The sequence below is a fragment of the Nocardioides sp. NPDC006273 genome, from assembly GCF_040613495.1.
In the GTDB taxonomy this organism is placed as follows: Bacteria; Actinomycetota; Actinomycetes; order Propionibacteriales; family Nocardioidaceae; genus Nocardioides.
The window spans coordinates 1-24,985 of sequence record NZ_JBEXSD010000048.1 but is presented as its reverse complement, the minus strand read 5'-3'; the positions used below and the strand labels follow the sequence as shown (position 1 = coordinate 24,985).

28 protein-coding genes are annotated in these 24,985 nt (G+C 68.4%); 12 read left to right on the top strand and 16 right to left on the bottom strand.

All coding sequences use genetic code 11. The features are described 5' to 3' along the window. Window positions 1-7 precede the first annotated feature (7 nt). Window positions 8-397: a hypothetical protein gene (locus ABZZ22_RS19480; RefSeq protein ID WP_354934461.1), complete on the bottom strand. Its 390-nt coding sequence runs from the start codon at window positions 395-397 to the stop codon at window positions 8-10. A gap of 82 nt (window positions 398-479) precedes the next feature. On the opposite strand from ABZZ22_RS19480, the gene ABZZ22_RS19475 reads away from it, so the two are divergent. Beyond that, window positions 480-1,097 carry a GyrI-like domain-containing protein gene (locus tag ABZZ22_RS19475; RefSeq protein ID WP_354934458.1) on the top strand — a complete coding sequence of 206 codons (618 nt, stop codon included), beginning with the start codon at window positions 480-482 and terminating at the stop codon, window positions 1,095-1,097. Window positions 1,098-1,220: 123 nt separating this feature from the next. Beyond that, window positions 1,221-2,573, top strand: a complete 1,353-nt coding sequence (locus ABZZ22_RS19470) for a lipase family protein (protein WP_354934455.1) — start codon at window positions 1,221-1,223, stop codon at window positions 2,571-2,573. On the opposite strand, the gene ddaH is transcribed toward ABZZ22_RS19470, so the two are convergent. Then, complete coding sequence (gene ddaH, locus ABZZ22_RS19465; protein WP_354934452.1) at window positions 2,564-3,334, bottom strand: dimethylargininase; 771 nt, start codon at window positions 3,332-3,334, stop codon at window positions 2,564-2,566. The genes ABZZ22_RS19470 and ddaH overlap by 10 nt on opposite strands. A 38-nt stretch (window positions 3,335-3,372) precedes the next feature. Here ddaH and ABZZ22_RS19460 point away from each other — a divergent pair, with 38 nt between their 5' ends. Continuing rightward, on the top strand, window positions 3,373-4,017 hold the full coding sequence (locus tag ABZZ22_RS19460) for a methyltransferase domain-containing protein (RefSeq protein ID WP_354934449.1): 645 nt from the start codon (window positions 3,373-3,375) through the stop codon (window positions 4,015-4,017). 81 nt (window positions 4,018-4,098) lie between these two features. On the opposite strand, the gene ABZZ22_RS19455 is transcribed toward ABZZ22_RS19460, so the two are convergent. From ABZZ22_RS19455 to ABZZ22_RS19435, 5 genes are all read right to left on the bottom strand, one after another. Further along, window positions 4,099-4,569: a VOC family protein gene (locus ABZZ22_RS19455; RefSeq protein WP_354934446.1), complete on the bottom strand. Its 471-nt coding sequence runs from the start codon at window positions 4,567-4,569 to the stop codon at window positions 4,099-4,101. A gap of 39 nt (window positions 4,570-4,608) precedes the next feature. After that, window positions 4,609-5,091, bottom strand: coding sequence for a DUF6069 family protein (locus ABZZ22_RS19450; RefSeq protein ID WP_354934443.1), 483 nt, complete (start codon window positions 5,089-5,091; stop codon window positions 4,609-4,611). A 135-nt stretch (window positions 5,092-5,226) separates the two neighbouring features. Next, window positions 5,227-7,593, bottom strand: coding sequence for an excinuclease ABC subunit UvrA (locus tag ABZZ22_RS19445; protein ID WP_354934440.1), 2,367 nt, complete (start codon window positions 7,591-7,593; stop codon window positions 5,227-5,229). A gap of 51 nt (window positions 7,594-7,644) precedes the next feature. Further along, entirely contained in the window at window positions 7,645-8,067 is a 423-nt protein-coding gene (locus ABZZ22_RS19440) for a VOC family protein (protein ID WP_354934437.1), read from the bottom strand. A 4-nt stretch (window positions 8,068-8,071) separates the two neighbouring features. Next, the gene (locus ABZZ22_RS19435) at window positions 8,072-8,548 is read right to left on the bottom strand and encodes a helix-turn-helix transcriptional regulator (RefSeq protein WP_354934434.1); all 477 of its coding nucleotides are present in this window, start codon (window positions 8,546-8,548) and stop codon (window positions 8,072-8,074) included. A 116-nt stretch (window positions 8,549-8,664) separates the two neighbouring features. On the opposite strand from ABZZ22_RS19435, the gene ABZZ22_RS19430 reads away from it, so the two are divergent. Further along, window positions 8,665-8,835, top strand: a complete 171-nt coding sequence (locus tag ABZZ22_RS19430) for a hypothetical protein (RefSeq protein ID WP_179657828.1) — start codon at window positions 8,665-8,667, stop codon at window positions 8,833-8,835. Window positions 8,836-8,847: 12 nt separating this feature from the next. Here ABZZ22_RS19430 and ABZZ22_RS19425 read toward each other — a convergent pair whose 3' ends face one another. Both ABZZ22_RS19425 and ABZZ22_RS19420 read right to left on the bottom strand, forming a co-directional pair. Beyond that, the gene (locus ABZZ22_RS19425; RefSeq protein WP_354934431.1) at window positions 8,848-9,513 is read right to left on the bottom strand and encodes a response regulator transcription factor; all 666 of its coding nucleotides are present in this window, start codon (window positions 9,511-9,513) and stop codon (window positions 8,848-8,850) included. A gap of 20 nt (window positions 9,514-9,533) precedes the next feature. Continuing rightward, on the bottom strand, window positions 9,534-10,739 hold the full coding sequence (locus tag ABZZ22_RS19420; protein ID WP_354934428.1) for a sensor histidine kinase: 1,206 nt from the start codon (window positions 10,737-10,739) through the stop codon (window positions 9,534-9,536). Window positions 10,740-10,870: 131 nt separating this feature from the next. Between ABZZ22_RS19420 and ABZZ22_RS19415 the strand changes: the two genes are divergently transcribed. From ABZZ22_RS19415 to ABZZ22_RS19395, 5 genes are all read left to right on the top strand, one after another. Then, window positions 10,871-11,794 (top strand): ABC transporter ATP-binding protein, encoded by a 924-nt coding sequence (locus tag ABZZ22_RS19415; protein ID WP_354934425.1) that lies wholly within the window; start codon window positions 10,871-10,873, stop codon window positions 11,792-11,794. Next, window positions 11,791-12,642 (top strand): ABC transporter permease, encoded by an 852-nt coding sequence (locus ABZZ22_RS19410; protein ID WP_354934421.1) that lies wholly within the window; start codon window positions 11,791-11,793, stop codon window positions 12,640-12,642. Before ABZZ22_RS19415 ends, ABZZ22_RS19410 begins: the two co-directional genes overlap by 4 nt. A gap of 148 nt (window positions 12,643-12,790) precedes the next feature. After that, window positions 12,791-13,723, top strand: coding sequence for a MetQ/NlpA family ABC transporter substrate-binding protein (locus ABZZ22_RS19405; RefSeq protein ID WP_354934418.1), 933 nt, complete (start codon window positions 12,791-12,793; stop codon window positions 13,721-13,723). Continuing rightward, on the top strand, window positions 13,720-14,766 hold the full coding sequence (locus tag ABZZ22_RS19400; protein WP_354934415.1) for a methionine ABC transporter ATP-binding protein: 1,047 nt from the start codon (window positions 13,720-13,722) through the stop codon (window positions 14,764-14,766). Before ABZZ22_RS19405 ends, ABZZ22_RS19400 begins: the two co-directional genes overlap by 4 nt. Next, window positions 14,766-15,446, top strand: coding sequence for a methionine ABC transporter permease (locus tag ABZZ22_RS19395; protein WP_292650898.1), 681 nt, complete (start codon window positions 14,766-14,768; stop codon window positions 15,444-15,446). The genes ABZZ22_RS19400 and ABZZ22_RS19395 overlap by 1 nt, the downstream gene beginning before the upstream one ends. 28 nt (window positions 15,447-15,474) lie before the next feature. Here ABZZ22_RS19395 and ABZZ22_RS19390 read toward each other — a convergent pair whose 3' ends face one another. The 5 genes from ABZZ22_RS19390 to ABZZ22_RS19370 form a co-directional block, all read right to left on the bottom strand. Beyond that, window positions 15,475-16,266 carry a class I SAM-dependent methyltransferase gene (locus tag ABZZ22_RS19390; protein WP_354934412.1) on the bottom strand — a complete coding sequence of 264 codons (792 nt, stop codon included), beginning with the start codon at window positions 16,264-16,266 and terminating at the stop codon, window positions 15,475-15,477. Window positions 16,267-16,314: 48 nt separating this feature from the next. Beyond that, the gene (locus ABZZ22_RS19385) at window positions 16,315-16,617 is read right to left on the bottom strand and encodes a hypothetical protein (RefSeq protein WP_354934409.1); all 303 of its coding nucleotides are present in this window, start codon (window positions 16,615-16,617) and stop codon (window positions 16,315-16,317) included. Window positions 16,618-16,763: 146 nt separating this feature from the next. Further along, entirely contained in the window at window positions 16,764-17,540 is a 777-nt protein-coding gene (locus tag ABZZ22_RS19380) for an SDR family oxidoreductase (protein ID WP_354934406.1), read from the bottom strand. Between the two features lie 5 nt (window positions 17,541-17,545). Further along, a complete protein-coding gene (locus ABZZ22_RS19375) occupies window positions 17,546-18,043 on the bottom strand; it encodes a DUF4919 domain-containing protein (protein ID WP_354934403.1) in 498 nt (165 codons plus the stop codon). A 117-nt stretch (window positions 18,044-18,160) separates the two neighbouring features. Next, entirely contained in the window at window positions 18,161-19,165 is a 1,005-nt protein-coding gene (locus ABZZ22_RS19370; protein WP_354934400.1) for an LLM class flavin-dependent oxidoreductase, read from the bottom strand. Window positions 19,166-19,908: 743 nt separating this feature from the next. Here ABZZ22_RS19370 and ABZZ22_RS19365 point away from each other — a divergent pair. Further along, window positions 19,909-20,607, top strand: coding sequence for an alpha/beta hydrolase (locus ABZZ22_RS19365; protein ID WP_354934397.1), 699 nt, complete (start codon window positions 19,909-19,911; stop codon window positions 20,605-20,607). A gap of 20 nt (window positions 20,608-20,627) precedes the next feature. Continuing rightward, a complete protein-coding gene (locus ABZZ22_RS19360; RefSeq protein WP_354934394.1) occupies window positions 20,628-21,515 on the top strand; it encodes a transglycosylase SLT domain-containing protein in 888 nt (295 codons plus the stop codon). A gap of 99 nt (window positions 21,516-21,614) precedes the next feature. On the opposite strand, the gene ABZZ22_RS19355 is transcribed toward ABZZ22_RS19360, so the two are convergent. Then, window positions 21,615-22,118, bottom strand: coding sequence for a GNAT family N-acetyltransferase (locus tag ABZZ22_RS19355; RefSeq protein ID WP_354934390.1), 504 nt, complete (start codon window positions 22,116-22,118; stop codon window positions 21,615-21,617). Window positions 22,119-22,165: 47 nt separating this feature from the next. Next, entirely contained in the window at window positions 22,166-23,194 is a 1,029-nt protein-coding gene (locus ABZZ22_RS19350; RefSeq protein ID WP_354934387.1) for a zinc-dependent alcohol dehydrogenase family protein, read from the bottom strand. Between the two features lie 136 nt (window positions 23,195-23,330). Between ABZZ22_RS19350 and ABZZ22_RS19345 the strand changes: the two genes are divergently transcribed. Then, window positions 23,331-24,857, top strand: a complete 1,527-nt coding sequence (locus ABZZ22_RS19345; RefSeq protein ID WP_292653238.1) for a UDP-N-acetylglucosamine 1-carboxyvinyltransferase — start codon at window positions 23,331-23,333, stop codon at window positions 24,855-24,857. The last annotated feature ends 128 nt before the right edge of the window (window positions 24,858-24,985 follow it).

The window sequence follows — 24,985 nt, the reverse complement described above, 5'->3', positions numbered from 1 at the left end:
ACCAGGATCATCGCCCTTCCCTGGGCTCCGGGAGGTCTGGTCCAGGGCCGCCTGGATGACGTAGGTCGTAGGCGGCGGCGACCTTCTTCGGGACGCAGAGTCGCCAGGCGTCGACGACGAGCTCGCACGCCTCGACCGGGTCGAGCGCGGCCAGGGACGACTCCACCCAGTTGAACCGCATCTCCGACTCCCGGGGCAGGTGGAACGTCTCGGGTGCGCTCGCAACCAGGGCGGCGCGCTCCTCTTTCGGAGACCCGAAACCCATCTCGGTCTCGTCCAGGGAGAAGGCGACATAGACGATGGACCCGACCCGGAACTTCAGCCGGCCGCGTACGAAGACCTCGTAGGACCGCTCCAGGGTCGAGCCGAGCCAGCGGACGTCCTCCACGGTTGCCATGTTCGGAGCGTAGGCGCAGACTCCCCCGACGGCACCCGAGTTTCGCGTCTGTCGGCGCCGCGGGCGCGACATCATGGTCCTCATGGCGGCGAAGGTGGATCTGAAAAAGACGCTCGACAGCTATCGGGCGCGCCACGGCGAGTTCCGGGTGCTCGAGGTGCCCCCACTCCCCTACCTGATGGTCGACGGCCACGGTGATCCCAACACGGCCCAGGAGTACGCGGACGCGCTAGCGGCGCTCTACCCCGTGGCGTACAAGCTCAAGTTCGCCAGCAAGAGCGAGGGCCGCGACTACGTGGTGCCGCCGCTGGAGGCGCTGTGGTGGGCCGAGGACATGGAAGCGTTCGCCGGGGCGCGGGACAAGTCGCAGTGGGACTGGACCGCGATGATCATGACGCCGGAGCGGGCCACCGCGCAGATGTTCGATGAGGCGGTGACGAGGGTCGGCGCGAAGGATCGCCCGGCGAGCCTGGACAAGGTGCGGCTGGAGACGCTCGCTGAAGGCACCTGCGTGCAGACGTTGCACATCGGGCCGTACGACGACGAGGGCCCGGTGCTGGAGGAGATGCACGATCGTTTCATCCCCGAGCATGGGCTGCGGCTGACCGGGAAGCACCACGAGATCTACCTCGGCGACCCGCGGCGGGTCGAGCCAGCCAAGCTGCGGACGATCCTTCGTCAGCCGGTGCTCCGCGTGTGACCGAGCCGCTGAGCGTTTCGGTGTACAAATGTTGACTCAACCTCTTGTCGGCGTGAGCGGAGTCACATTACTCTTCAGTAACTCGGGACGGAGCAGTCCCGCTCACGTGAGGAGAGTTCCCCCATGCCTCTGCACGCATCGAGGGCGATGCTGGTCACCGCCCTGGCCGCCGCCGCGGTCTCCCCCGCCGCGTTGAGCGCGGTGGCAGTCCCTGCCGCCGCCGCCGCCGACAACGGCACCACTGCCGTGTCTCGCGGAGTCGAGATCCCCGAGTTCTACAACCCGCCGCCGACCCTCCCGGAGGCCGACGGCGACCTCGTTCGAACCGAGCCGCTCCCCCTCGGCATTGGTCTCACCATCCCGGGCATCGGATCGCTGCCAGGAACGGCGACCCGGGTCATGTACAAGACGACCGACAACAACGGCTCCCCGGCCGCGGTGACCGGCGCCTACATCGAGCCGTTCGCCCGCTGGGGCGGCGCGGGCGATCGCCCGTTGGTCGTCGTCGCGCCCGGCACCATGGGCCAGGGCGACCAGTGCTCGGCCTCGCTCGGACTCGAACGACCGATCTTCTTCAACGGCAGGACCGTCTCGGTGGGGTACGAGGACATCGGAATCTACCGCCTGCTGGCTCGCGGTGTGGCGGTGATGGTGACCGACTACGTCGGTCTGGGTGCCACCGACCGCCTTCACACCTACGTCGACAGGGTCGACGGCGGCCACGCCGTCCTGGACGCCGCACGGGCGGCGCGCCAGGTCCCAGCTACGTCGGTGACGAGCGCGTCACGGGTGGCGCTCTACGGCTACAGCCAGGGTGGCGGCGCGACCGGGTCCGCAGCCGAGCTCCACCCGACGTACGCACCCGACGTCAACCTCGTCGGTGCCTACGTCGGCGCGCCGCCGGCCGATCTGCGGGCGACGGCGCGAGGTATCGACGGCTCTGCCCTGGTGGCGGCGCTGGGTTGGACCATCAACGGCCTGGCGCAATCCAACCCGGAGCTGCGGCCGATCCTGGACGAGAATCTCAACAGGGCCGGCAAAGCCGCCCTCGAGGATCTCTCGACGGCATGCGTCGGCGACGGGATCGTCCGCTACCCGTTCCGGCGGAGCAGCAGCTGGACGGTCTCCGGGGAGAGCCTCGACGATGTCATCGAGCGCGAGCCGACGGTGAAGGCGATCATCACCGAGCAGAAGATCGGGACCATCGCACCGCGAATCCCCGTACGCCTGGCCACCGGCACGGAGGACGACATCGTCCCGCACGCGCAGGCCCGACAGCTGGCCGTCGACTGGTGCGGTCAGGGCGCCCAGGTGACCTACAAGGCGGTCGTCCTGCCCAACCTCGGCGACGGGCTGGTCACCAACCACATCACGCCACTGCTCGTCGACCAGACCGCTGCGGTCACCTGGGTCACGGACCGGGTCAAGGGTGTCGCCGCCAGCTCGAACTGCTCGACCCTGCCGCGTCAGCCCTGAGCTGCTCGTAGCCGCACCGAGAGGCAGGTGACGCAGCCTTCGAGCTTCTCGAACTCGGAGATGTCGACCGCCACGACCGTGTAGCCGCGCTCCTCGAAGATCGCTCTGCTCAGGGGCGCCGAGGCGGCCATCAGCAACGTGCGGTCGTCGAGAACGACCACGTGGCAGCCCGACTCCTCCGGGACCGGCAGGAATCGGGCTCCCCACACGCTCCGGTCGTCGACCAGCGGCTCGTGACCGATCACCGTGCCGTCGGGCAGCGCGGTGACGGCCGACTTGAGGTGGAGCACCTTCGAGACCGGGACGGCGACGACCTCGGCGCCGAGAGGACTGAGCAGGGCGCGGAGCTGAGCGATTCCGGCGGCGTTCGTACGCCCGCCCTCCCCCACCCACACGGTGTTCCCGTGCTTGAGCACGTCCCCGCCGTCGAGCGTGCCGGGTGCCTCGATGTGGGCGATCCGGTAGCCCCGCTCCCGGACGGCGTCCTCGGCAGCGTCGATCTCCGGGCGACGCTCGAGCGCACCCGGACGGCTGATCACGGCCAGGTCTGCGAAGACGACCATCGTGTCCTCGACGAAGACCGAGTCCGGGCAGCTGTCTGCTGGGACGACCTCGTGTGTGGTCCATCCGGCGCCGCGCATCGCAGCGACGTACGACTCCCACTGCTCGTGAGCGAGGTCGAGGTCGACCGGGCTCCGCTCGATGTGGGTGACGAGCCCGTCGGCGAGACGGGGCGAGGGGCGGCGTACGAGAGCGTGCATGGGTGAGAGTATCGCCGACCGCCCACTAGGTTGTTTCCATGAGCGAGGACGAGGAGCGCAGGATGTTCGAGCCGGAGTCGTGGGAGGAGCGCTACGCCGGCGAGGAGAAGGTCTGGAGCGGCGATCCGAACCCGCAGCTCGTCGCCGAGGTCGCCGCGCTGACGCCGGGAACGGCGCTGGATGTCGGCTGCGGCGAGGGCGGCGACGTCATCTGGCTCGCGCAGCAGTGCTGGACGGTCACCGGCGCCGACTTCTCGGCGAACGGGCTCGCCCGAGCGAAGCGCCATGCTGAGGAGGCGGGGTTGGCGGAGCGTACGTCCTGGTGGCAGGCCGACGCCCGCACCTTCGAGGCCGGTGATCGGGAGTTCGACCTGGTCACCTGCCACTTCTTGCACACGCCCGACGGGAGCATGGTCGACGTCGCCGGCCGGCTGGCCACCGCGGTCGGTCCCGGTGGCCATCTCCTGATCGTCGGTCACGCACCCTCGGAGGCCCTCTTTCAGCAGAGCACCCACCACAGCCACCACGACGCGATGTTCCTCGCCGAGGAGCTGCTGCCCGGACTCCCGGAGGGGTTCGAGCCGGTCGTCGTCGAGCAGCGGCCCCGCTCGACCGTCCGAGACGGCATCCGGGTCGATATCGACGACTCCACCCTGCTCGCACGTCGGCCGCGCTCGTGGTGAAAGATGATCTTCTTTCACCACGGAGACGCGACCCTCAGCCGCGGACCATGCGACGTTCGAGACCGACCGGATCGGACTGCCTCAGTCGAGGCACCACTCGTTTCCCTCGGGGTCCTGCATGACGATGAAGCCGTGGCTCATCGGCGGGTCGGGCTCGACGCGGCGGACCCGGGTGGCTCCGAGCGCGACGACGCGCTCGCACTCCGCCTCGAGTGCGGCCATCCGCTCCTCCCCCTGCAGCCCGGGAGCTGCCCGGACGTCGAGGTGGACGCGGTTCTTGGCGGTCTTCGACTCCGGAACGCGCTGGAAGAAGACCCGGGGGCCGGCGCCGGTGGGATCCTCGATCGCCGAGGCGTTGTTGCGCTGCTCGGGCGGCACGCCCACCTGCTCGAGGAACGAGTCCCACGCGTCCAGCGGATCGGCGCCCTCGGGGACCTCGACTCCCGGCGGACCGGGGTGGACGTAACCGAGGACGTCACGCCAGAAAGTGGAGAGAGCCCGTGGGTCCTGCGCGTCGAAGGTGACCTGGAAGCTTCGAGTTTCGATTGCCATGGCTCAATCCTGGCACCGAATCAGGACAGTTTTCGTCCGCTATCGGCGATGAGCAGGAGCGCGCAGCCCGAGGCCGCGACGCTCCTCCATCCGCAGCGCGATCATCGGAACCACGATCGCGGCGGCGACGATGTGCGTCAGGCACAGGACTCCGACGAAGGCCAGGTCGAACTCGAAGAACGGCACCACGTCGGGGATCAGGGAGAGCCCGGTGAGCACGATGGCAGTGATCTGGAAGGTCGAGCGGGGCAGCTTGGCGACCCGGGCCGTCACCTCGGCGATGATGATGCCGATCAGCGAGCAGTAGACGGTCAACAACGGGAAGGCCGAGATGGGCACGTCGCCGAGACTGCTGCCGAAGTCGACCCCTGCAGTCTTGGCGATCACCGCCATCAGCGTCGTGGCGACCGCCGCGATGGCCGTGGCCACCAGCCCGCGCGGCCAGACCGGCGCCGGTCGCGCCGGCACGGGAGCGATCTCCACCGGCGTGGTCTGCCTGTGCTCGGGAAGGTAGAGGGTCATCTCGGGTGCTCCTTGATTGTTGCTGCAACCAATTCACACTAAGTGTGACCCTCTACCTCGACCGCATTCAGATGCCCGTAAACGGGCGTGATTCGCGCCACCTGGGCGCTTCAGGGACCGTGCCCCGGCTCATGGTCAAGCCCCGACGTACGCCGCCAGGTGCTCGCCGGTCAGCGTCGACTTCTTCGCGACGAGCTCGGCCGGCGTGCCTTCGAAGACGACCAGCCCACCGTCGTGACCGGCGCCCGGGCCGAGATCGATGATCCAGTCGGCATGGGCCATGACGGCCTGGTGGTGCTCGATCACGATGACCGACTTGCCGGCGTCGACCAGCTTGTCCAGCAGCGCGAGAAGGTTGTCGACGTCGGCCAGGTGAAGGCCGGTGGTCGGCTCGTCCAGGACGTACGTCCCGCCCTTCTCCCCCAGGTGCATGGCCAGCTTGATCCGCTGTCGCTCGCCACCGGAAAGGGTGTTGAGCGGCTGGCCCAGCTTGAGATAGCCGAGGCCGACGTCGGACATCCGCTCCAGGATCTTGGCAGCCGGCGGCACCTTCGACTCGCCCTCGGCGAAGAACGCGAGCGCCTTCGCGACGGACAGGTCGAGCACCTCGGCGATGTTGAGCCCGCCGAGACGGTATTCGAGCACCAGCGGCTGGAACCGCTTGCCGCCGCAGTCCTCGCATGGCGACGCGACGGTCTCCATGAAGCCGAGCTCGGTGTAGATCATGCCGTTGCCCTTGCAGGTCGGGCAGGCGCCCTCGGAGTTGGCCGAGAAGAGCGCCGGCTTGACCCCGTTCGCCTTCGCGAACGCCTTCCGGATGGGCTCGAGTAGACCGGTGTACGTCGCCGGGTTGCTGCGGCGGGACCCCTTGATCGCGCTCTGGTCGACGAACTCGACCTCGGTGCCAGTCGGGATGGAGCCGTGGATCAGCGACGACTTCCCCGACCCGGCGACACCGGTGACGACCGTCAGCACACCGAGCGGGACGTCCACGTCGACGTTACGAAGGTTGTGCGAGGTCGCCCCGCGGATCTCCAGATATCCCTTCGGCTCGCGGACCGTCTCCTTGACCGAGGCGCGGTGGCCGAGGTGGCGCCCGGTCAGCGTGTCGGCGACGGCGAGCTCCTCGTAGGTGCCCTCGAAGCAGATCGTGCCGCCGTCGCTGCCGGCGCCCGGACCGAGGTCGACGATGCGGTCGGCGATCGCGATGGTCTCCGGCTTGTGCTCGACGACCAGCACGGTGTTGCCCTTGTCGCGCAGGTCGAGGAGGAGCTTGTTCATCCGCTGGATGTCGTGCGGGTGCAGACCGACGGTCGGCTCGTCGAAGACATAGGTCACGTCGGTCAGCGCCGAGCCCAGGTGGCGGACCATCTTCGTACGCTGCGCCTCACCTCCGCTCAGGGTGCCCGACGGCCGGTCGAAGGAGAGATAGCCGAGGCCGATCTCGGTCATCGAGTCGCACAGGTGGAGCAGCGAGCCGATCAACGGCGCGACGCCTGGCTCGTCGATGCCGCGCAGCCACTCGGCGAGGTCGGTGATCTGCATGGCACAGACCTCGGCGATGTCGATGCCCCTGATCTTCGAGGAGCGAGCCGACTCGTTGAGCCGGGTGCCCTCGCAGGTCGAGCACGGCGCGAAGACGGCGGCACGTTCCACGAACGCCTTGATGTGCGGCTGAAGCTGCTCGGGATCCTTGCTGAAGATCGACTCGCGCAGCTTGGGGATGAGGCCCTGGTAGGTCATGTTCATCCCGAGCGCCTTGACCTTCCCCTTCTCCTTGTAGAGGAAGTCGTGACGCTCGGTCTCGGTGTAGTCGCGGATCGGCTTGTCCCCGTCGAGCAGCCCCGTCTCGGCGAATCCCTTCACCATCCACCCGTCGGCTTTGTAGCCGGGCACGAGGATGGCGCCCTCGTTGAGCGACTTGGACTCATCGACGATGGCGCCGAGGTCGAGGTCGGACGCGACACCGCGGCCCTCGCACTCGGGGCACATGCCGCCGAGGTAGATCTCCTGCTTGATGACGTTCTTCTTGCCGGACTCCGTGACCGAGACGCCGCCGACCTTGGTGGTCGGGATGTTGAACGAGAACGCGGTCGGTCCCCCGATGTGAGGCGTCCCCAACCGGGAGAAGAGCTGCCGCAGCATCGCGTGGCCGTCGGTCACCGTGCCCAGTGTCGAGCGCGGGTTGGCGCCGAGCCGCTCCTGGTCGACGAGGATGGCGGTCGTCAGCCCCTCCATCGCGTCCACCTCGGGCCGCGGCAAGCTGGGCATGAACCCCTGGATGAAGGTCGAGTAGGTCTCGTCGATGAGGCGTCGCGACTCCGCCGCGATCGTGCCGAAGACCAGCGACGACTTCCCGGAGCCCGACACCCCGGTGAACACGGAGAGCCGGCGCTTCGGGATCTCGACCGAGACGTCCTTGAGGTTGTTCTGCCGGGCGCCCTGGACGCGGATCAGATCGTGCGTGTCGGCATCGTGTGCGGCCGTGCTGGGATGGTTCATGGCGGTCAGGCTAACCGGAGGGTTGAATCCGGGCGCGCACATTTTCCCTGCTCACTTGATCTGCTGGAGACGGACGGTGTTGCCCGCCGGGTCGCGGAAGGAGCAGTCGCGCATTCCCCAGTCCTGGTCGGTCGGCTCCGACATGATCTCGCCACCCGCGGCGTCGATGCCGGCCTGGATCTTCTCGAATGCGGCGTCGATGTCCGGCGAGGAGAGCATGATGCTGCCGAAGGTGCCCTTGGCCATCATCTCGAGGACGACGTTGCCCTCCGCCTCGGTGATGTTCGGGTCGGCGTTGGGTGGGTAGAGCACGACACTGATCCCGGGCTGCGCCGGCGGTCCGATCGTGAGCCAGCGCATCGCCTCGTACCCGACGTCCTTCCTCACCTCGAACCCCAGCAGGTCGCGGTAGAACCTCAGCGAGGCCTCGGGGTCGGTGTGGGGCAGGTAGCTGTGGCAGATGTTGATGTCCATGGCTTCACGTTAGGTATGGATCCGGTCTTGGCGCTTCTTGATTCCTGATCGAACTTCGCCGCACCGGCCGCGTGACCTGTTTGGACACACAGGGAGGGATCCCGGCCGCGCCGGCGACCGCCTTCTCGCGGTAGATGGACGGCGACATCCCGACGAGCTCGCTGAACCGTGTCGAGAACGTGCCCAGTGAGGAGAATCCGACCTCGAAGCAGATGTCGGTGACGCTGAGGTCGCCGCGCCGCAGCAGGGTCATCGCCCGCTCGACGCGGCGGGTCATCAGGTAGGAGTAGGGCGGCTCACCGTAGGCCTTCTTGAACTCCCGGCTCAGGTGTCCGGACGACATGTGCACGCCACGAGCCAGCGCCTCCACGTCCAGCGGCTGCGCGTACTCCCTGTCGATCCGGTCCTTCACCCGCCGCAGCAGCTTCAGGTCACGAAGCCGCTGCTCCTGGCTCTGCCCGCCATTGGGCTTGCTGGTCACGATGCCGATCATCCCATTTCGATGAATCTGCCGGGTGTTGAAGCAGATGTGTCGAAATCGGGCGCCCACACTCGTGGAACAGATGAAGGAACAACAGACACGGACAGGAGAAAGTCATGTGGGACACAGCCCAGAACCCCGAGAACACCAACGTACGCAGCTTCCCGGTCTCGCACTTCCTGCCGTGCCAGCGGTGCGGCCATGAGGTGCACACCTACCTCGCCTGCAGCGACACCTGCTCGTGCGCCCCGGTCATCATGCCCGGAAGCGTCCCGCTGGCCGCATAGATCTCCCGGCCTCTAGACCCTCAGGTCCGACTCGATCGCGAAGACGACGAGCTGGGCGCGGTCGCGAGCATGCAGCTTCACCATCGCACGCGAGACGTGCGTGCGGACGGTGTCCGGACTGACCACCAGCTCGGCGGCGATCTCGGCGTTGGAACGACCGGTGGCCACCCAGGCGACCATCTCCCGCTCACGCTCGGTCAGGTCTCCGAGTCGCGGATGCGGGTTCGCCGCCCGACGAGAGGAGCCGAACTCCTCGATCACCCGCTTCGTCACCGTCGGCGCGAGCAGCGAGCCACCGTCGGCGACGACCCGGATCGCATCCAGCAGCGCGACCGGCTCGGCATCCTTGAGCAGGAACCCGCTCGCTCCCAGACGCAGCGCCTCGAAGACGTACTCGTCGAGCTCGAAGGTCGTCAGCATCACCACCCGTACGTCCTGGAGGGAGGAGTCGCGGGTCACCTGCTCGAGCATGCCGAGGCCGTCGAGGACGGGCATGCGGATGTCGCACAGGACGACGTCGGGGTGGGTGCGGCGCAGCATCGGCAGCGCCGCGCTTCCGTCAGAGGCCTCGCCGACGACCTCCAGGTCGGGCTCGGCGCCGATCATGGTCGCCAGGCCCATCCGGACGAGGGGCTGGTCATCGACCAGAGCAACCCCGATCTGCTTCTGATCGCTCATGGACGCTCGCTCACGCTCGCTCATGCCAGCCCCTCCGCCGAATCCGCCGAGGACCCAGAGAGCGGAATCGAAGCCCGCAGCCGGAAGCCCCGTACCTCCGGCCCCGCCTCCAGGGTGCCCCCAAGTTCCTCCACGCGCGACCGCATTCCCACAATTCCCATACCTGAGTTTCTCTCCACGCTGGGAATGTCCGATCCCCGCCCGTCGTCACGCACGGTCACCACCATCTCGGCACCCGAGAGCGAGACGACCGAAACCTCGGCTCGCGATGCTCCCGCATGCCGCAGCACGTTGGTGAGCCCCTCCTGGACCACGGCGTACGCGGCCCGAGCCGCCTCCGCCGGCACCGACTCGGCCTCGATCCGGAGCGAGACCTCCAAGCCGCCGGTGCGCACCCGCTCGACCAGTGCGGGCAGGTCGGCGAGCCCGTGCTCCGGCGTCCGTGGCGCCGATCCGGCGTCGGGCCCCGCGTCGGTCAGCCGGGCCAGCTGGCGGCGCAGCAGGTCGAGCGACTCCTTGCTCTCTGACCGGATCGCCTCCAGGTTGCGGCGGGCGGCCTCGGGGTCGCGGTCGAGCACGTGCAGCGCAGCGCCGGCCTGCATCGCGATCACGGCCAGTCCGTGTCCGACTCCGTCGTGCAGGTCCGCGGCCATCCGCACCCGCTCGTCGCTGACCACGCGGCGCTGCCGTTGGGCGCGGGCCTCGTTACGGGCACGCAGCGCGGTCGCGACCGCACCGCAGGCGGCGATGATCGCGACCTGGCCGATGGCCTGCCATATCGACAGGTCGCTCTCGAGGCTCGGGCCGTGGCCGTCCGGTCCCCCGGACCACCACGGCGGCCCCTGTCCGGCCTGCGAGCCTGATCCCGGCGGGTCGGGGTTCAGCATGATCCCGGTCACAGCGAGCGCCGCGCCCCCGATCGCCCAGCCGACCCAGCGACGCAACGGCAGCGACAGCCCGACCGCGAAGGTGACGGCGGGCAGCACGAAGAAGATCGGCCCGGGTCCGTACCCAGCGATGAAGTAGGCACCGACGCACAGCCCGCTGACCGCGACGACCCAGCCGCGGGGCCGCTGCAGCAGCACGGGGAAGATCCCCACCAGGGCGAGCGGGGCGCCCAGGAACGTCGCGCCGCCGGCATCGGCCCGCGAGGCGGTGGCCAGCGAGCCGACCACCACGAAAACGACGACCAGCCACGGCAGCGGGTGGCGACGTAACCAGGACATGGACTCACCGTAGTTCGCGCGGACGCCCGAGGCGTACCACATCGTGGTGCACCGCACTACGCAGATCTGCGTAACCCGGATCGTCGCTGAGGCCGACGCCACCGCTGGCCTGCTGCGGAAGCGTGGTCGCCATGAACGAGCTCGTGGTTGAGACCGACGGGCTGACCAAGCGGTACGGCGACAGGCTCGCCGTCGACCGGGTCAGCATGACCGTCAAGCGTGGCGAGGTGTACGGCTTCCTCGGCCCCAACGGGGCCGGCAAGACGACGACCTTGCGGATGATGCTCGGCCTGATCCGGCCCACCGCCGGAGCGGCCAGCATCCTGGGGCGTCCGGCCGGGCGTCCCGATGTGACAGCCCGGATCGGCGCTCTGGTCGAGGGACCTGGCTTCTATCCCTACCTGAGCGGACGCGACAACCTGCGCACGATGGCGCGCTACCAGGGACTGGCCGACACGGAGGTCGACCGGGTGCTCGAGATGGTCGACCTCGCCGACCGGGCGAAGGATGCCTTCAAGGGCTACTCGCTCGGCATGAAGCAGCGTCTCGGTGTCGCCGCCGCGATGCTCGGCGCTCCTGATCTGCTGGTGCTCGACGAGCCCACCAACGGGCTCGACCCGGCCGGGATGGCCGACATGCGTGCGCTGGTCGTCTCGCTCGCCGAGGCCGGCCAGACAGTCATCCTCTCCAGCCACATCCTGGCGGAGGTGCAGGAGATCTGCGACCGCGTCGGGGTCATCGCCGAGGGCCGTCTGCTGCGCGAGTCGACCGTCGCCGACCTGCGCGGCGCCGCGACGCTCCAGATCCGGGCGACTCCGGAGGACGCTGCTCTGGCGGCGCTGATGCGGCTGGCCGGTGACGAGGGCGTACGCCGCAGCGGCAACGAGACGCTCGAGGTCGAGCTGCCCGCGACCGCGGCCCCCGACGTCGTACGGCATCTGGTCGCCCACGCCATCGATGTCCACGAGGTCACCGTCGCGGAGCGTTCTTTGGAGGACGCCTTCTTCGAGATGACCAGCTCTGAGATGACCCGCAACAAGGAGGTCGCGTCATGAACGTGAAGGCAATGAGTGACTCCACCGCAGCAGAGCTGCTGCGGCTGCGCAAGTGGTCGGCGATCTGGGTGATCGTCGGCGCCTGGCTGGCGCTGTCGCTGTCCTTCGGCTACGTCTTCAACTACGTCGCCTACAAGACCGGCGACGACAACTTCGCCGGTGACGGTGCCACCAACGCCCAGTTGCTGGCCGAGCTGATGCCGAGTGCGGTCCCGGACATCCTGGTCAGCGGCCTGCCGATGTTCGGCGGCGCTCTGGCGATGGTCGTCGGCGCCCTGGTCGCAGGCAACGGGTTCGGGTGGGGCACCTGGAAGACCGTCTTCACCCAGGGGCCGGGCCGATCCGCCGCCGTCGGCGGCTCGTTGGCCGCAGTGACCGTGTTCGTGTTCGCGATGATGACGGCGACGCTGGTGCTGTGCGCGGGCGTCTCGGTCGCGATCGCGGTGGCCGAGGGCCAGTCGATCACCATGCCGGCCCTGACCGATCTGGCGCAGTCGTTCGGCGCCGGATTCCTGGTGCTGGAGATGTGGGCGCTGCTCGGGTTCCTGGTCGGGGTGCTCGCCAAGGGGCCCGCGCTCGCCGTCGGCCTGGGCCTGGTCTGGTCGCTGGTGGTCGAGAACCTGCTCCGTGGCGTCGGCAGCCTGCTCCCAGGGGTGGAGACCGTCACCGACGCGCTTCCCGGCACCGCGGGCGGGTCGCTGGCCGGAGCGATCATCGGCGGAGCCAACGGAACCCCGGGAGTCCTGGACGCGATCTCGGGTGGGCGGGCGCTGGCCACCGTCACCGCGTACGTCCTGGTCGCGGCCGTTGCCGCAGTGGTGGTGATGAGACGCCGCGACCTGGCGTGAACGGCGCCTAACACACCTCGAGGCATGTCGATGACATGATCTCGGGGTGTGGTCGCGTAAACGAGTGTGATTCTCGTTAAGTCTACTGTGTTGGTGGACAACAACCGCGTTGCCCAAGCACTCTCAACGTCAGAAGAGGTTCCCACCCGTGTCCTCCAACACGCCCGAGCCCACCCCGCTCATCGAGGCTCCCAAGTCCAAGCTCCCGTTGATCATCGGGATCGTCATCGCCGCTGCGATCGTGCTCGGCGCCCTGGCGTTCTTCCTCACTCGTGAGGACTCCGGCAGCGACCTGACCAAGGTCACCATCGGCGTCGTCGGTGCCGACGATCCCTACTGGGAGACCTTCCAGGACGCCGCTCGCGAGGAGGGCATCGACCTCGAGGTCAAGAACTTCAGCGACTACAACCAGCCCAACCCGGCGCTGTCCGAGGGCGAGCTGGACCTCAACCAGTTCCAGCACATCATCTTCCTGGCCGACTACAACGTCCAGAACGACGACGACCTGGTCGCGCTCGGCTCGACCGCGACCTATCCGCTGGGGCTCTACTCCTCGAAGCACAAGAGCCTCGATGAGATCAAGGCCGGCGAGACCGTGATCGTCCCCGATGACGAGACCAACCAGGCCCGTGGTCTGGTGCTGCTCCAGTCCGAGGGGCTGATCGAGCTGACCGACGGCGGCACCCCGTTCAGCACCGTCAAGGACGTCGACCCCTCTTCCAAGGTGAAGATCAAGGCGGTCCAGGCCTCGATCACCGCTTCATCCCTCCCCGACGTCGCCGCCGCGATCATCAACAACGACTTCGTCGAGGACGCCGGCCTCAGGTTCGAGGACGCGCTGGTGACCGACGACCCCTCTGACCCCAAGGCGCTCCCCTACGTCAACATCTTCGCCGTCCGCGCCGAGGACAAGGACAACCCGACGTACAAGAAGCTCGTCGAGATCTTCCAGAACGACGAGGACGTGCAGAAGGGGGTCTACGAGACCTCCGGTGACACCGCCGAGCTGGTGAAGATCCCGGTCGAGGACCTGCAGAAGTCGCTCGATGACACCGAGAAGCAGGTTGAGGAGCGTCAGTGACGCACCCGGGAACCGGAGCGGTGCCGCTGGTGCGGCTCCGTGACGTCACCAAGACCTACCCGGCGGCGAAGGGCCGCAACGAGGTCCACGCGGTGGTCGACGTCGACCTGGACATCGCCGCCGGTGATGTCCAGGCGATCGTCGGCTACTCAGGGGCCGGCAAGTCCACCCTGGTCCGGCTGCTCAACGGCCTCGAGCCGGCCACCTCGGGCTCCATCCAGGTAGGCGGCACCGAGCTGGTCGGTCTGCGCGAGCGCCAGCTGCGTCCGATCCGGCTGGGCATCGGCATGATCTTCCAGCAGTTCAACCTTCTCGAGTCGCGTACGGTCTGGGGCAACCTGGCCTACCCGCTGCAGATCGCCGGCGTCGACAAGGCCGAGCAGCAGCGGCGGATCTCGGAGCTGCTCCACTTCGTCGGGTTGCCCGACAAGGCCCACACCTACCCACGCAACCTCTCCGGCGGGCAGAAGCAGCGCGTCGGCATCGCCCGGGCACTGACCACCAACCCCTCGCTCCTGCTCGCCGACGAGGCCACCAGCGCGCTCGACCCGGAGACGACCCACGAGGTGCTGCGGCTCCTGAAACGGGTCAACGAGGAGTTCGGCACCACCATCGTGGCCATCACCCACGAGATGGAGGTCGTGCGTGAGCTCGCCGACCACGTCGCGGTCATGGAGAACGGCCGGATCGTCGAGTCCGGGCCGGTCTACGACGTCTTCTCGGCACCGCGGCAGCCGGTGACCCGGCGCTTCGTCGGCACCGTCGTCGACGACGAGCCGTCCACCGACGCGCTGGCCGCGCTGCGCTCCCGCCACCCCGGCCGGTTCGTCAAGGTGGAGCTGCGTGAAGGCGGCCCCCGCCAGACCGACATCTTCGCAGTGCTCCTCGAACGCGGGATCGCCTTCGAGCTCGTCTTCGGTGGCATCGAGGAGATCCAAGGCGCCACCTTCGGCAACCTCACCCTCTCCCTCGACGGCCCCGCGACCTCCGTCGACGAGGCCGTACGTGAGCTGGCTGCCCTCGTCCCCGCCAAGGAGCTGTGATGCTGACCGCTCTCCCCACCGACACCCGCCTCGGTGAGCTGTGGCCCGACATCTGGCAGGCCACCGGCGAGACCCTGCTCATGGTGGCGCTGACGATGCTCATCGGCGGCACCCTCGGCCTCATCCTCGGGCTGGGGCTCTACCTGACCCGCAAGGGCGGGCTCTACGAGAACGTGATCGTCTCGTTCGTCCTCAACGTGCTGGTCAACTTCTTCCGGCCGATCCCGTTCATCATCTTCATCGCCGCCGTCCAGCCGGCCGCACGGCTGATCGTCGGCACCGGCATCGGCACGCCCGCGGTCGTCTTCTCCCTGGTCCTGGCCGCCATGTTCGGCATCGCCCGGATCGTCGAGCAGAACCTCGTCTCCGTCCCGCCAGGCGTCATCGAGGCCGCTCGCGCGATGGGCGCCACGCGTGCCCGGATCGCCGCGACGGTGGTCGTGCCCGAGGCGATGGCGCCGGTCATCCTCGGCTACACCTTCGCCTTCGTCGCGGTCGTCGACATGTCCGCGGTCGCCGGACTCATCGCGGGCGGTGGCCTGGGCAGCTTCGCCCAGACCTTCGGGTATCGCCAGTACGACCCGGCCGTGACCTGGGTCTGTGTGCTCATCCTGGTCGCGCTGGTGCAGGTCATCCAGCTCCTCGGCAACACGCTCTCGGCACGGATCCTGCGGCGCTGAGGCCCGGGCCTGCTGCTCGGCTCGATCCTCAGGCGCGAGCCAGGACCTCGCCGTGGAGGACCGAGAACCAGCCGTCCTCGGCAGCCGCCCACGACCGCCACCCGTCCGCGACGCGGGCGAGGTCGGCGGTCGTGGCGTCACCGGAGTCGACCAGCTGGCGGGCGACCGCCGAGTCGGTGAACCGGTCCGCCCACATGCTTCCCCACCAGGCCCGGTCCTCGGGATCTGCGAAGCACCAGGTGCTCGAGGTCGCGGTGATGTCGGCGAAGCCGGCCGCACGCGCCCAGGAGACCAGCCGCCGGCCGGCGTCGGGCTCGCCGCCGTTGGCCCTCGCGGCGTCGCGGTAGAGCCGCAGCCACTCGGTCAGCTCGGTCGACTCCGGCCACCAGACGAATCCCGCGTAGTCGCTGTCGCGCACGGCCACGATCCCACCCGGCGTCGTCACCCGCTTCATCTCACGCAGCGCCTGGACCGGGTCCGCCACGTGCTGCAGCACCTGATGGGCATGGACGACGTCGTACGCATCGTTCTCGATGCTCAACGCATGCACGTCCTCGACCCGGAAGTCGACGTTCGTCGCTCCCTGGCTCGCGGCGGCCTGCCGGGAGAGCTCGACCTCCGTCTCCCCGATCTCGGTGGCGGTCACCTGCGCGACCCGGCCGGCGAGGTCGAGCGTGATCGTCCCCGGCCCGGCGCCGACGTCGAGCAGCCGCTGGGCAGCGTCCAGGTGCGGCAGCAGGTAGGCAGCGGAGTTCTCCGCCGTACGCCACCTGTGCGAGCGCAGGACCGCCTCGTGATGGCCGTGGGTGTAGGTCGACATACGCCGGACCTTACGCGGGGAATCCCGCAAAGTGAGACGTCAATCTCGCTACGCGGTCATCGTCGGAAGCGACCTGTCTGCGCCGTCGAGGCGTCGCCGAGCCCAGAGGACACCGCCCACCAGCCCACCGAGGAGCAGCGTGTTGAGCACGATCACCACACCGGTCTCGAACGGATCCGCTCCACCGCCCGGCCGTGCGTCCTCTGGTGCGACCTCCCGACGGTCGAACCCGATCTGACCCTGGTCGGACGCCCTCAGCCCCTCGGCCGCCGCCGGCGCGGCCAACGCCGCGGCGGCGAAGACGAGGGCGACCGTCCCGGCGAGCAGGATCCGCAAGATGCGACTCATCATGCTCCCGAGCGTGCGCGCCGGCCCCGTCAGGAACCCGACACACACCGTCCCTACCGGCAACGGCCCGGTGAACATTCAGAACCCGCCGAGACCGTAGTTGTGGCGGGCCGAGACTGGAGTTGTGGGCACCGATTCGGCGGGGCGGGTCAGGTGGAGATCAGCCGGTTGAAGATCCGGTTGGCCCAGCTCGGGCTGACTTCGGAGATGGCGATGAGGACCCTGGCCTTGGTGCCGACTCCTCGGTGGACTCCGCCGAGGAGACCGTGGCCGCTGGTCGCGGCCGCGTAGACGGACTCGGCGACGTCGTCGGCGGTGAGTGAGACCTTGAGGCGCCGCAGCGCTGGGAAGTCGTGGCCCCACACCATCGAGGTGTCGGCGAAGAGCGGCCACAGTGCGGTCACGGTGATCCCGTCCGCGGACCATTCCAGGTCGAGGGCCTCGGAGAGGCCACGTACGGCGAACTTGGTGGCGGAGTAGATCGCCATCCCCGGCTGGCCGTAGATCGCCGAGGCCGAGGCGAGGTTGACGACGTGGGAGCCGCGGCGCAGGAACGGGCGCGCCAGGTGGCAGCCGTTGACGAGGCCCTTGACGTTGACGTCGATGATCGCCTGCTGCCGGTCCAGCGGAAGGTCGGCGAACCTGCCGATCTGGATGATCCCGGCGTTGTTGACGAGTACGTCGAGGCTGCCCCCGCTCACAGCGACGAAGCCGTCCAGGGCGTCCTGCCAGGACGTCGCGTCGCGTACGTCGAGGAGGCCGGTGACCACGTCCCCGCTCAGCGACTCGACCTCGGCGGCGAGGGACGCCAGGCCGTCGAGGTCGATGTCATAGGCGCCGATCAGCCACCCCTCACGGGCGAAGCGCAGCGCGGTCGCACGGCCGATTCCGGCGGCTGCGCCGGTGATCAGCACCGACCTGGGCACCGCGGTCAGCTCCTGGCGAGCTCGGTGGTGATGTCGAAGAACCAGACCGTCGAGTCGGTGCACACGATCCGGTCCAGGTTGCCGACCGCGACCTGCGACCGCGGTGTCTTGCCCGAGGCCAGCACGACGTCGTAGGCGTCGCTGGTGCGCAGCACCGACCAGGGCTCGGACTCGGTGCCGTCGCCGGTGCTGATGATGCTGTCGAGAGCCGCCTGCGCCAGGGTCGACTCGCGCTGAGCCTGCTCGGGATTGCCGAGGCCGCGCTGGGCGTCAGCGAGGGCGGCGTGGGCCGAGGGGCTGAAGATCGCGCCGGGCATCAGCCCATGGACCGCGGCGACCGCGCCGGCGTAGTCGCCGACCGACATCATCGGGGCGATCATCTCGGTGATCTCGAGGTCGGGCCGGAAGTTGGGAGCCTCGAGGATCGCCTCACGCAAGGCTCTCAGCGACTCCTGGTCGGGCTCGCGAAGATAGACGTCGAGCAGCTCAGCGTACGTAGCCAACGGGGTCCCCTTTGAATATCGGTCGCCTCGCACGGTAGCAATTGCGCATCCGCGTTGGGCGGTTGACAACGATTATGCGCCCTATTGTGACCCGGAGGGCGAGCGGTCCGAACGACGCTATCGCCAGCCGAGAGCAGGGGCGACGTGGGTCAGGATGCTCTCCAGGACATGAGCGTTGTAGTCGACGCCGAGCTGGTTCGGGACGGTGAGCAGCAGCGTGTCGGCGGCTCGGATCGCTTCGTCCTCGGCCAGCTCCTCGATCAGGACGTCGGGCTCGGCGGCGTACGAGCGCCCGAAGATGGCGCGGGTCTGGTCGTCGATGTTTCCGATCTGGTCCTTGGTCTGCCGATCGAGGCCGAAGTAGCGACGATCCTCGTCGTTGACGAGGGCGAAGATGGAGCGCGAGACCGACACGCGCGGCTCCCGCTCATGGCCGGCCTCCTTCCAGGCTTCGCGGTACGCCTCGATCTGCTCGCGCTGCTGGATGTGGAACGGCTTGCCGTTCTCGTCGTTCTTGAGGGTCGAGCTCTGCAGGTTCAGGCCGAGGCCGGCAGCCCAGCGTGCGGTCGCCAGCGAGCTGGATCCCCACCAGATCCGGTCACGCAGGGTCTCGGAGTAGGGTTCGACCCGGAGCTTTCCGGGCGGGTTGGGGAACATCGGCCGGGGGTTCGGCTCGGCGAACTGCGCGCCTTCGATGATCTTGAGATAGGTCTCGGTGTGCGCACGGGCCATGTCGGCCTCGGAGGCGTTCTCGCCGGGGTCATAGCCGAAGTAGCGCCAGCCGTCGATGACCTGCTCGGGTGAGCCTCGGCTGATTCCGAGCTGCAGGCGCTCGCCGGAGATCAGGTCGGCGGCCGCGGAGTCCTCGGCCATGTAGAGCGGGTTCTCGTAGCGCATGTCGATGACACCGGTGCCGATCTCGATCTTCGAGGTGCGGGCGCCGATCGCTGAGAGCAGCGGGAAGGGCGAGGCGTACTGCCGAGCGAAGTGATGGACCCGGAAGTACGCGCCGTCGACCCCCAACTCCTCGGCGGCGACGGCGAGGTCGATCCCCTGGATCAGCGCGTCCCGTGCCGACTGCGTCTGGGAGTGGGGCGACGGCGTCCAGTGACCGAAAGACAAGAATCCGATGTTCTTCACAGGTAGTAGAACTCTCAACAGGCTCGCAGGATTCCCGCCCCGCGGGCTCGAGCGGGGCCCAGCCCAGGTCGACCAGGCGATCCGGGACCTTCGCCTCTGGGCGTTCTGTCCTCCGGAACCGTGGCCGAGCTGACACCACCTTGTCGGTGGTCGAGCGCCGGTCCGCGTTCTGTTCTCATTCTCCCAACACCCCGAGAGCGCCCCCATACGCGCCGTAAATCGGACGTCTACATCGCACCTACAGCAGGCCCTTATGAGTTTATCTATCGGTCGACCGAATAAGCATATCGGTCGACTGACCAGGGAAAACATTGTCTCGGCGTGTTGTCCCAGCCCTTCCGAAGTCGAGGATTATCGTGTTACATATCAGGCAGTTCACCGATAAACACCGATCACCATTCTTTGGGGGATGAATAGATAATGTGGGACACCGTTGAGGTGCAAAGCTTCACGCTTTCTCACGACATGCCGTGCCGCGACTGCGGCCACGCACGTCACCGCTTCTTGCCGTGTGACGCCGACTGCGACTGCCGCGCCCACGAGGTCGCGGAGCTACTGGAGGGCGCCGGCGCTCGCTGAACAGATCTGACGTCAGCTGTCTCGGGCGTCCAGGATGGTGACCACCGCAGCCGCGGTGGTCACTGTTCTTTTGTGCGAAAGCCGGCAAGCTCAGACTCGAGTGAATGGCGGAAGCGGATCGTCCGCAACCTGTGGAGAATCGCCTCATGGACATCGTTCTCGTACCTGGCCTCTGGCTCGACGCCTCCTCATGGGACCTCGTCGTTCCCCATCTGACCGCTGCCGGCCACACGCCGCGACCACTCACCCTGCCCGGCCTCGAGTCGGCCGCGACGGACCGCTCCGGCGTGCACGTCGCCGACCAGGTCGCCGCCGTGGTCGCCGCCATCGATGAGGCAGCCGAGCCCGTGATCCTCGTCGGGCACTCGATGGGGTGTGCGGTCGCCGGCGCCGCGCTGGACGCCCGCGTCGACAAGATCGCGACCGTGGTCTATGTCGGCGGCTGGCCGGCGGAGCCGGGCATGACCCCCGCCAAGAACTTCCCGACCGACGGCGCCGATCTGCCGCCGGTGCCGTGGGAGGAGTTCGACGAGGCCGACGTACGCGACCTCGACCGCGCCGCCTTCGAGGCGCTGCTGCGTCCCTCCCCCGCCAGCCTGACCTCCGAGCCGTTCGAGCTCGGCGACGGACGCCGCTACTCGGTCCCGGCGGTCTTCGTCTGCCCCGAGTACACCGCCGCTGACCTGAAGGAATGGGTCGCCGACGGCACCGAGTCGGTCGCCGCCATCCCGAAGCACAGCGACGTCACCTACGTCGATCTCCCCACCGGACACTGGCCGCAGCTGAGCAAGCCGGCCGAGCTCGCCGCCATCATCGATCAGAGCATCGCTCGGGGCGTCTCCTAGCTTCGGGTAGCGTCGAGCGTGTGCGTAATCGGCTCGCTGCTCTGACCGCCATCGCAGCCATATCGGCGCTTGCCGCCGGCTGCGGGAGCGAGCCGTCCGCCGATCCTGGCCGCAGCCCGTCCGCGTCGACGCCGGCCCAGACGTCGCCTGCGGCGCCGAGCACGATTCCTCTCGACGACGAGTCGGTCCCGCTGGCCGCGCGCATCACCCAGGCGATGGCCACGGTCGCCTCCGGGCCCGCGGGGGCCGAGGACGTACGTGAGGCCGCGCTGTTCGAGCAGACCGCCGCCCGCGACCTCGCCCGGGCGTCGAAGGCGGAGACCGGCGACGTGCTGGGCGCGCTCGGCCGCACCGACCGCGCCCAGCTCGAAGCGGACATCGCCGCGGCACGCGAGCTCATGGTGATGACCGACCCGCAGCCGAAGCTGCCGGACTGGAGGATCGTGACGCCGCCGAGGCCGGACGAGCTGCGGCGGCTCTACCGCGAGGCACAGCAGAAGACGGGCACGCCCTGGGAATACCTCGCGGCCGTCCATCTGGTCGAGACCCGGATGGGCCGCATCCGCGGCACGAGCACCGCGGGCGCGCAGGGTCCGATGCAGTTCCTGCCCTCGACCTTCGCCCAGTACGGCGCCGGTGGCGACATCAACGACCCCGGCGACGCGATCATGGCCGCCGGGCGAATGCTCGCCAACAACGGCGCCCCCGGCGACATGTCCGGCGCCCTGTGGTCCTACAACCACTCCGACCGCTACGTGGCGGCCGTCAGCGCCTACGCAGAGCAGATGAAGCGGTCCCCTGCCGCGTACGACCTCTACTGGCACTGGCAGGTCCTCTACCGTCACCAGGACGGCACCATGCTGCTCCCCGAGGGCTACCCGGACCAGAAGCCGGTACGCATCGACTGACCTGCCGAGACGTCACTCCCGTCGCCCGAAGCGTCAAGCCTGACGTCTCGACCGTCCTAAGTGACGTCTCGGCCGACGGCGGTGACGCTTCGGCAGATGCTAGAAAGGGCGCTCGACGGCGTACTGGACGAGGCTGACGTCCTCGCCGCGATAGGTGTCGGTGCCGTGGCGGCCGGTCTCGATGAACCCGGTGGCGCGGAAGAGCTTCTTGGCGCGGTCGTTCGTCTCGTGGGTCTCGGCCCAGATCCGGCTCAGGTCGAGGACGGAGAAGCCGTAGGTGAGCGCGGTCTTGATGGCCCGCTGGCCGAGGCCCTGACCCCAGCGCGAGCTCGGTCCGATGGCGATGCCGAGCTCGCGGGTGTCAGGGGCGAGGCCATGGAGGTCGGCGTAGCCGACGACCTCCTCGTCGAGCTCCACGGCGAGCCTGATGAGCTCGGGCGGCGGAGCGTCGATCAGCCGGCGCCAGTGGCGGAGGTGACCGTCGCGGTCGCGCTCCGGCCAGCCGTTGGCGACCCGGAACTCCTCATCCTGTGCCCAGTCGGCGAAGACGTGTTCGTCGCCCGGTGACAGCGGACGAAGGCGCATGGTGTCGGTGCGGGGCATCGGCCGAGTCTCTCAGACCGGCGGCCCGGCCGATCCCCCGCCCGGGATCAGTAGGTGAGCTGGACCTTGGTCGCGAGGCGCTCGTCCATCAGTCGGTAGCCCTCGGCGGCCTCGGCGAACGGCAACGCCTTGTCGAAGACCAGACCTGGGTTGATGGTGCCTGCCAGGGTGAGGCGCAGGAGGTCGGGCAGGTAGCGGCGTACCGGCGCCATCCCGCCCTTGAGACCCACGTTGGTGCGGAAGAGCGCGTTGACCGGGAGGTTGACGTCGTGCGGAACGCCCACGAATCCGACCGTCGCGCCTGGGCGGGCAACCTTCGAGGCAGTCTTGAAGGACTGGTCGGTGCCTACGCACTCGAGGACGTAGTCGGCCCCGATGCCGCTGGTGAGCTCGCGTACGGCAGCCTCGCCCTCCTTCCCGCGGGCGGCGACGATGTCGGTGGCGCCGAACTTCTTGGCGATCTCCTGACGGGTCTCGTGGCGCGACATCGCGACGACCCGCTCGGCGCCGAGCTGGGCGGCCGCGAGCACGCCGCACAGGCCGACCGCGCCGTCGCCGACGACGACCGCGGTGCCGCCCCGGGCGCCGGAGCCGAGGCCCGACATCACCGCGGCGTGCCAGCCGGTGGCCATCACGTCGGTGAGTGCGAGCAGGTCGGGGTACATCGCCGGGTCCGGCGTCTCGTCGAGCTTGACCAGCGATCCGTCGGCCTGGTTGACCAGCGCGTACTCGCTCTGGCCGCTGACCGTGAAGCCGAGGTTGTCACAGACCGACTGGACGCCGGCGAGGCAGTGCGGACAGGTGTTGTCGCAGTGGTCGAAGGGGACGATCACGAAGTCGCCGGCCTTGAAGTCGCGTACGTCGGCACCGACCTCCTCGATGACGCCGATGCACTCGTGACCGATGGTGCGCGGCTCCTCGATCTCGCCGTTGGCGCCGCGGTAGTTCCACAGGTCGGAGCCGCAGATGCAGGAGCCGACCACCTTCACGATCGCGTCGGTGGGCTTTCCCAGCGTGGGGTCGGGTACCTGGGTGAAGCGGATGTCGCCCACCCCATGGATCGTCGTCGCGTGCATGGTGGCATCCTGTCACCCGGCGTACGACTGTGTCGCAAACAGTGGCCCTGCGGGGACGGGCCCACAGTTGGAACGAATCGCCGACACTTGGCGGGGAATCCAGGCTTATCTCATATATGAGTTACGGTGGTGCACCATGACCGACGGATACAAAGGTCGCATCGGGAATCTGATTCGCGATGCGCGCAAGCACAAGGGCCTGACCCAGGCACAGCTCGCCGACCTTCTCAACACCAGCCAGAGCGCGATCAACCGGATCGAGCAGGGGCAGCAGAACCTCTCTCTGGAGATGATCGCCCGGGTCGGTGCCGCTCTCGACTCCTCCCTCGTCGACATCGGCGCCGGACCGACTCACCTGCGTGTCACCGGCCCGACGACCCTGTCCGGCGAGATCACGGTCAAGACCTCGAAGAACGCCGGGGTCGCCCTTCTGGTCGGCTCGCTCCTCAACCGGGGCCGTACGACGCTGCGCAAGGTCGCACGCATCGAAGAGGTCAACCGGATCATCGAGGTGCTCAACTCGATCGGCGTACAGACCCGCTGGCTCAACGACGACAACGACCTCGAGATCGTGCCGCCGAAGGAGCTGCGCCTCGACGCCGTCGACGAGACCGCCGCACGCCGCACGCGCTCGGTGATCATGTTCCTCGGTCCGCTGCTGCACCGTCTCGACAGCTTCGAGCTCCCCTACGCCGGCGGCTGCAACCTCGGCACGCGCACCGTTGAGCCGCACCTGTCGGCCCTGCGCCCCTTCGGCCTCGAGGTCAAGGCGACCGACGGCGCCTACCACGCGAGCGTCAACCGCGAGATCCAGCCGGGCCGCCCGATCGTGCTGACCGAGCGAGGCGACACCGTCACCGAGAACGCACTGATGGCTGCCGCGCTGCACACAGGCACCACGGTGATCCGCAACGCGTCGTCCAACTACATGGTCCAGGACCTCTGCTTCTACCTGCAGAAGCTGGGCGTGGAGGTCGAGGGAATCGGCACCACCACGCTGCGCGTCACCGGCCGCGAGGTCATCGACGTCGATGTCGACTACGCGCCGAGCGAGGACCCGATCGAGGCGATGTCGCTGCTGACCGCCGCGATCGTGACCGACTCCGAGATCACCATCAAGCGGGTCCCGATCGAGTTCATGGAGATCGAGCTGGCGACGCTGGAGGAGATGGGCTTCAACTACACCCTCTCCGAGGAATATCTGGCGCTCAACGGCAAGACCCGCCTGGTCGACATCAACACCAAGCACTCGATCCTGCACGCGCCGCTGGACAAGATCCACCCGCTCCCCTTCCCCGGTCTCAACATCGACAACCTGCCGTTCTTCGCCGCCATCGCCGCGGTGGCTCAAGGGCAGACGCTGCTGCACGACTGGGTCTACGAGAACCGCGCGATCTACCTGACCGAGCTCAACAAGCTCGGCGGCAACGTCACGCTCATGGACCCGCACCGGGTCATGATCGAGGGCCCCACGCACTTCTCCGGCACCGAGATCGTCTGCCCGCCGGCGCTGCGTCCCGCCGTCGTCATCCTGCTCGCGATGCTCGCCTCCAAGGGCACCTCCGTGCTGCGCTCGACCTACGTCATCGCCCGCGGCTACGAGGACCTCGCCGAGCGGCTCAACCAGCTCGGCGCGAACATCACCCCCTTCCGCGACATCTGATCCAAGACCGGGCCGAGTCGGCTCGTTCTGACCACATTCCCTGCCGAGTCGGCGCGTCACACATCCGCGACCTCGACGGCGTCCACGAGGCCGAGACCTGGAGCCACCTCAGGTTCGTCAAGGAGACC

Coding starts and splice junctions, on each gene's coding strand:
- ABZZ22_RS19470 (WP_354934455.1), top strand. CDS start 1,221: ATGCCTCTGCACGCATCGAGGGCGATGCTGGTCACCGCCCTGGCCGCC.
- ABZZ22_RS19445 (WP_354934440.1), bottom strand. CDS start 7,593: ATGAACCATCCCAGCACGGCCGCACACGATGCCGACACGCACGATCTG.
- ABZZ22_RS19450 (WP_354934443.1), bottom strand. CDS start 5,091: ATGACCCTCTACCTTCCCGAGCACAGGCAGACCACGCCGGTGGAGATC.
- ABZZ22_RS19350 (WP_354934387.1), bottom strand. CDS start 23,194: ATGCACGCGACGACGATCCATGGGGTGGGCGACATCCGCTTCACCCAG.
- ABZZ22_RS19430 (WP_179657828.1), top strand. CDS start 8,665: ATGTGGGACACAGCCCAGAACCCCGAGAACACCAACGTACGCAGCTTC.
- ABZZ22_RS19410 (WP_354934421.1), top strand. CDS start 11,791: ATGAACGTGAAGGCAATGAGTGACTCCACCGCAGCAGAGCTGCTGCGG.
- ABZZ22_RS19345 (WP_292653238.1), top strand. CDS start 23,331: ATGACCGACGGATACAAAGGTCGCATCGGGAATCTGATTCGCGATGCG.
- ABZZ22_RS19460 (WP_354934449.1), top strand. CDS start 3,373: ATGAGCGAGGACGAGGAGCGCAGGATGTTCGAGCCGGAGTCGTGGGAG.
- ABZZ22_RS19415 (WP_354934425.1), top strand. CDS start 10,871: ATGAACGAGCTCGTGGTTGAGACCGACGGGCTGACCAAGCGGTACGGC.
- ABZZ22_RS19440 (WP_354934437.1), bottom strand. CDS start 8,067: ATGGACATCAACATCTGCCACAGCTACCTGCCCCACACCGACCCCGAG.
- ABZZ22_RS19475 (WP_354934458.1), top strand. CDS start 480: ATGGCGGCGAAGGTGGATCTGAAAAAGACGCTCGACAGCTATCGGGCG.
- ABZZ22_RS19355 (WP_354934390.1), bottom strand. CDS start 22,118: ATGCCCCGCACCGACACCATGCGCCTTCGTCCGCTGTCACCGGGCGAC.
- ABZZ22_RS19425 (WP_354934431.1), bottom strand. CDS start 9,513: ATGAGCGATCAGAAGCAGATCGGGGTTGCTCTGGTCGATGACCAGCCC.
- ABZZ22_RS19480 (WP_354934461.1), bottom strand. CDS start 397: ATGGCAACCGTGGAGGACGTCCGCTGGCTCGGCTCGACCCTGGAGCGG.
- ABZZ22_RS19390 (WP_354934412.1), bottom strand. CDS start 16,266: ATGTCGACCTACACCCACGGCCATCACGAGGCGGTCCTGCGCTCGCAC.
- ABZZ22_RS19455 (WP_354934446.1), bottom strand. CDS start 4,569: ATGGCAATCGAAACTCGAAGCTTCCAGGTCACCTTCGACGCGCAGGAC.
- ABZZ22_RS19395 (WP_292650898.1), top strand. CDS start 14,766: ATGCTGACCGCTCTCCCCACCGACACCCGCCTCGGTGAGCTGTGGCCC.
- ABZZ22_RS19420 (WP_354934428.1), bottom strand. CDS start 10,739: ATGTCCTGGTTACGTCGCCACCCGCTGCCGTGGCTGGTCGTCGTTTTC.
- ABZZ22_RS19365 (WP_354934397.1), top strand. CDS start 19,909: ATGGACATCGTTCTCGTACCTGGCCTCTGGCTCGACGCCTCCTCATGG.
- ABZZ22_RS19385 (WP_354934409.1), bottom strand. CDS start 16,617: ATGATGAGTCGCATCTTGCGGATCCTGCTCGCCGGGACGGTCGCCCTC.
- ddaH (WP_354934452.1), bottom strand. CDS start 3,334: ATGCACGCTCTCGTACGCCGCCCCTCGCCCCGTCTCGCCGACGGGCTC.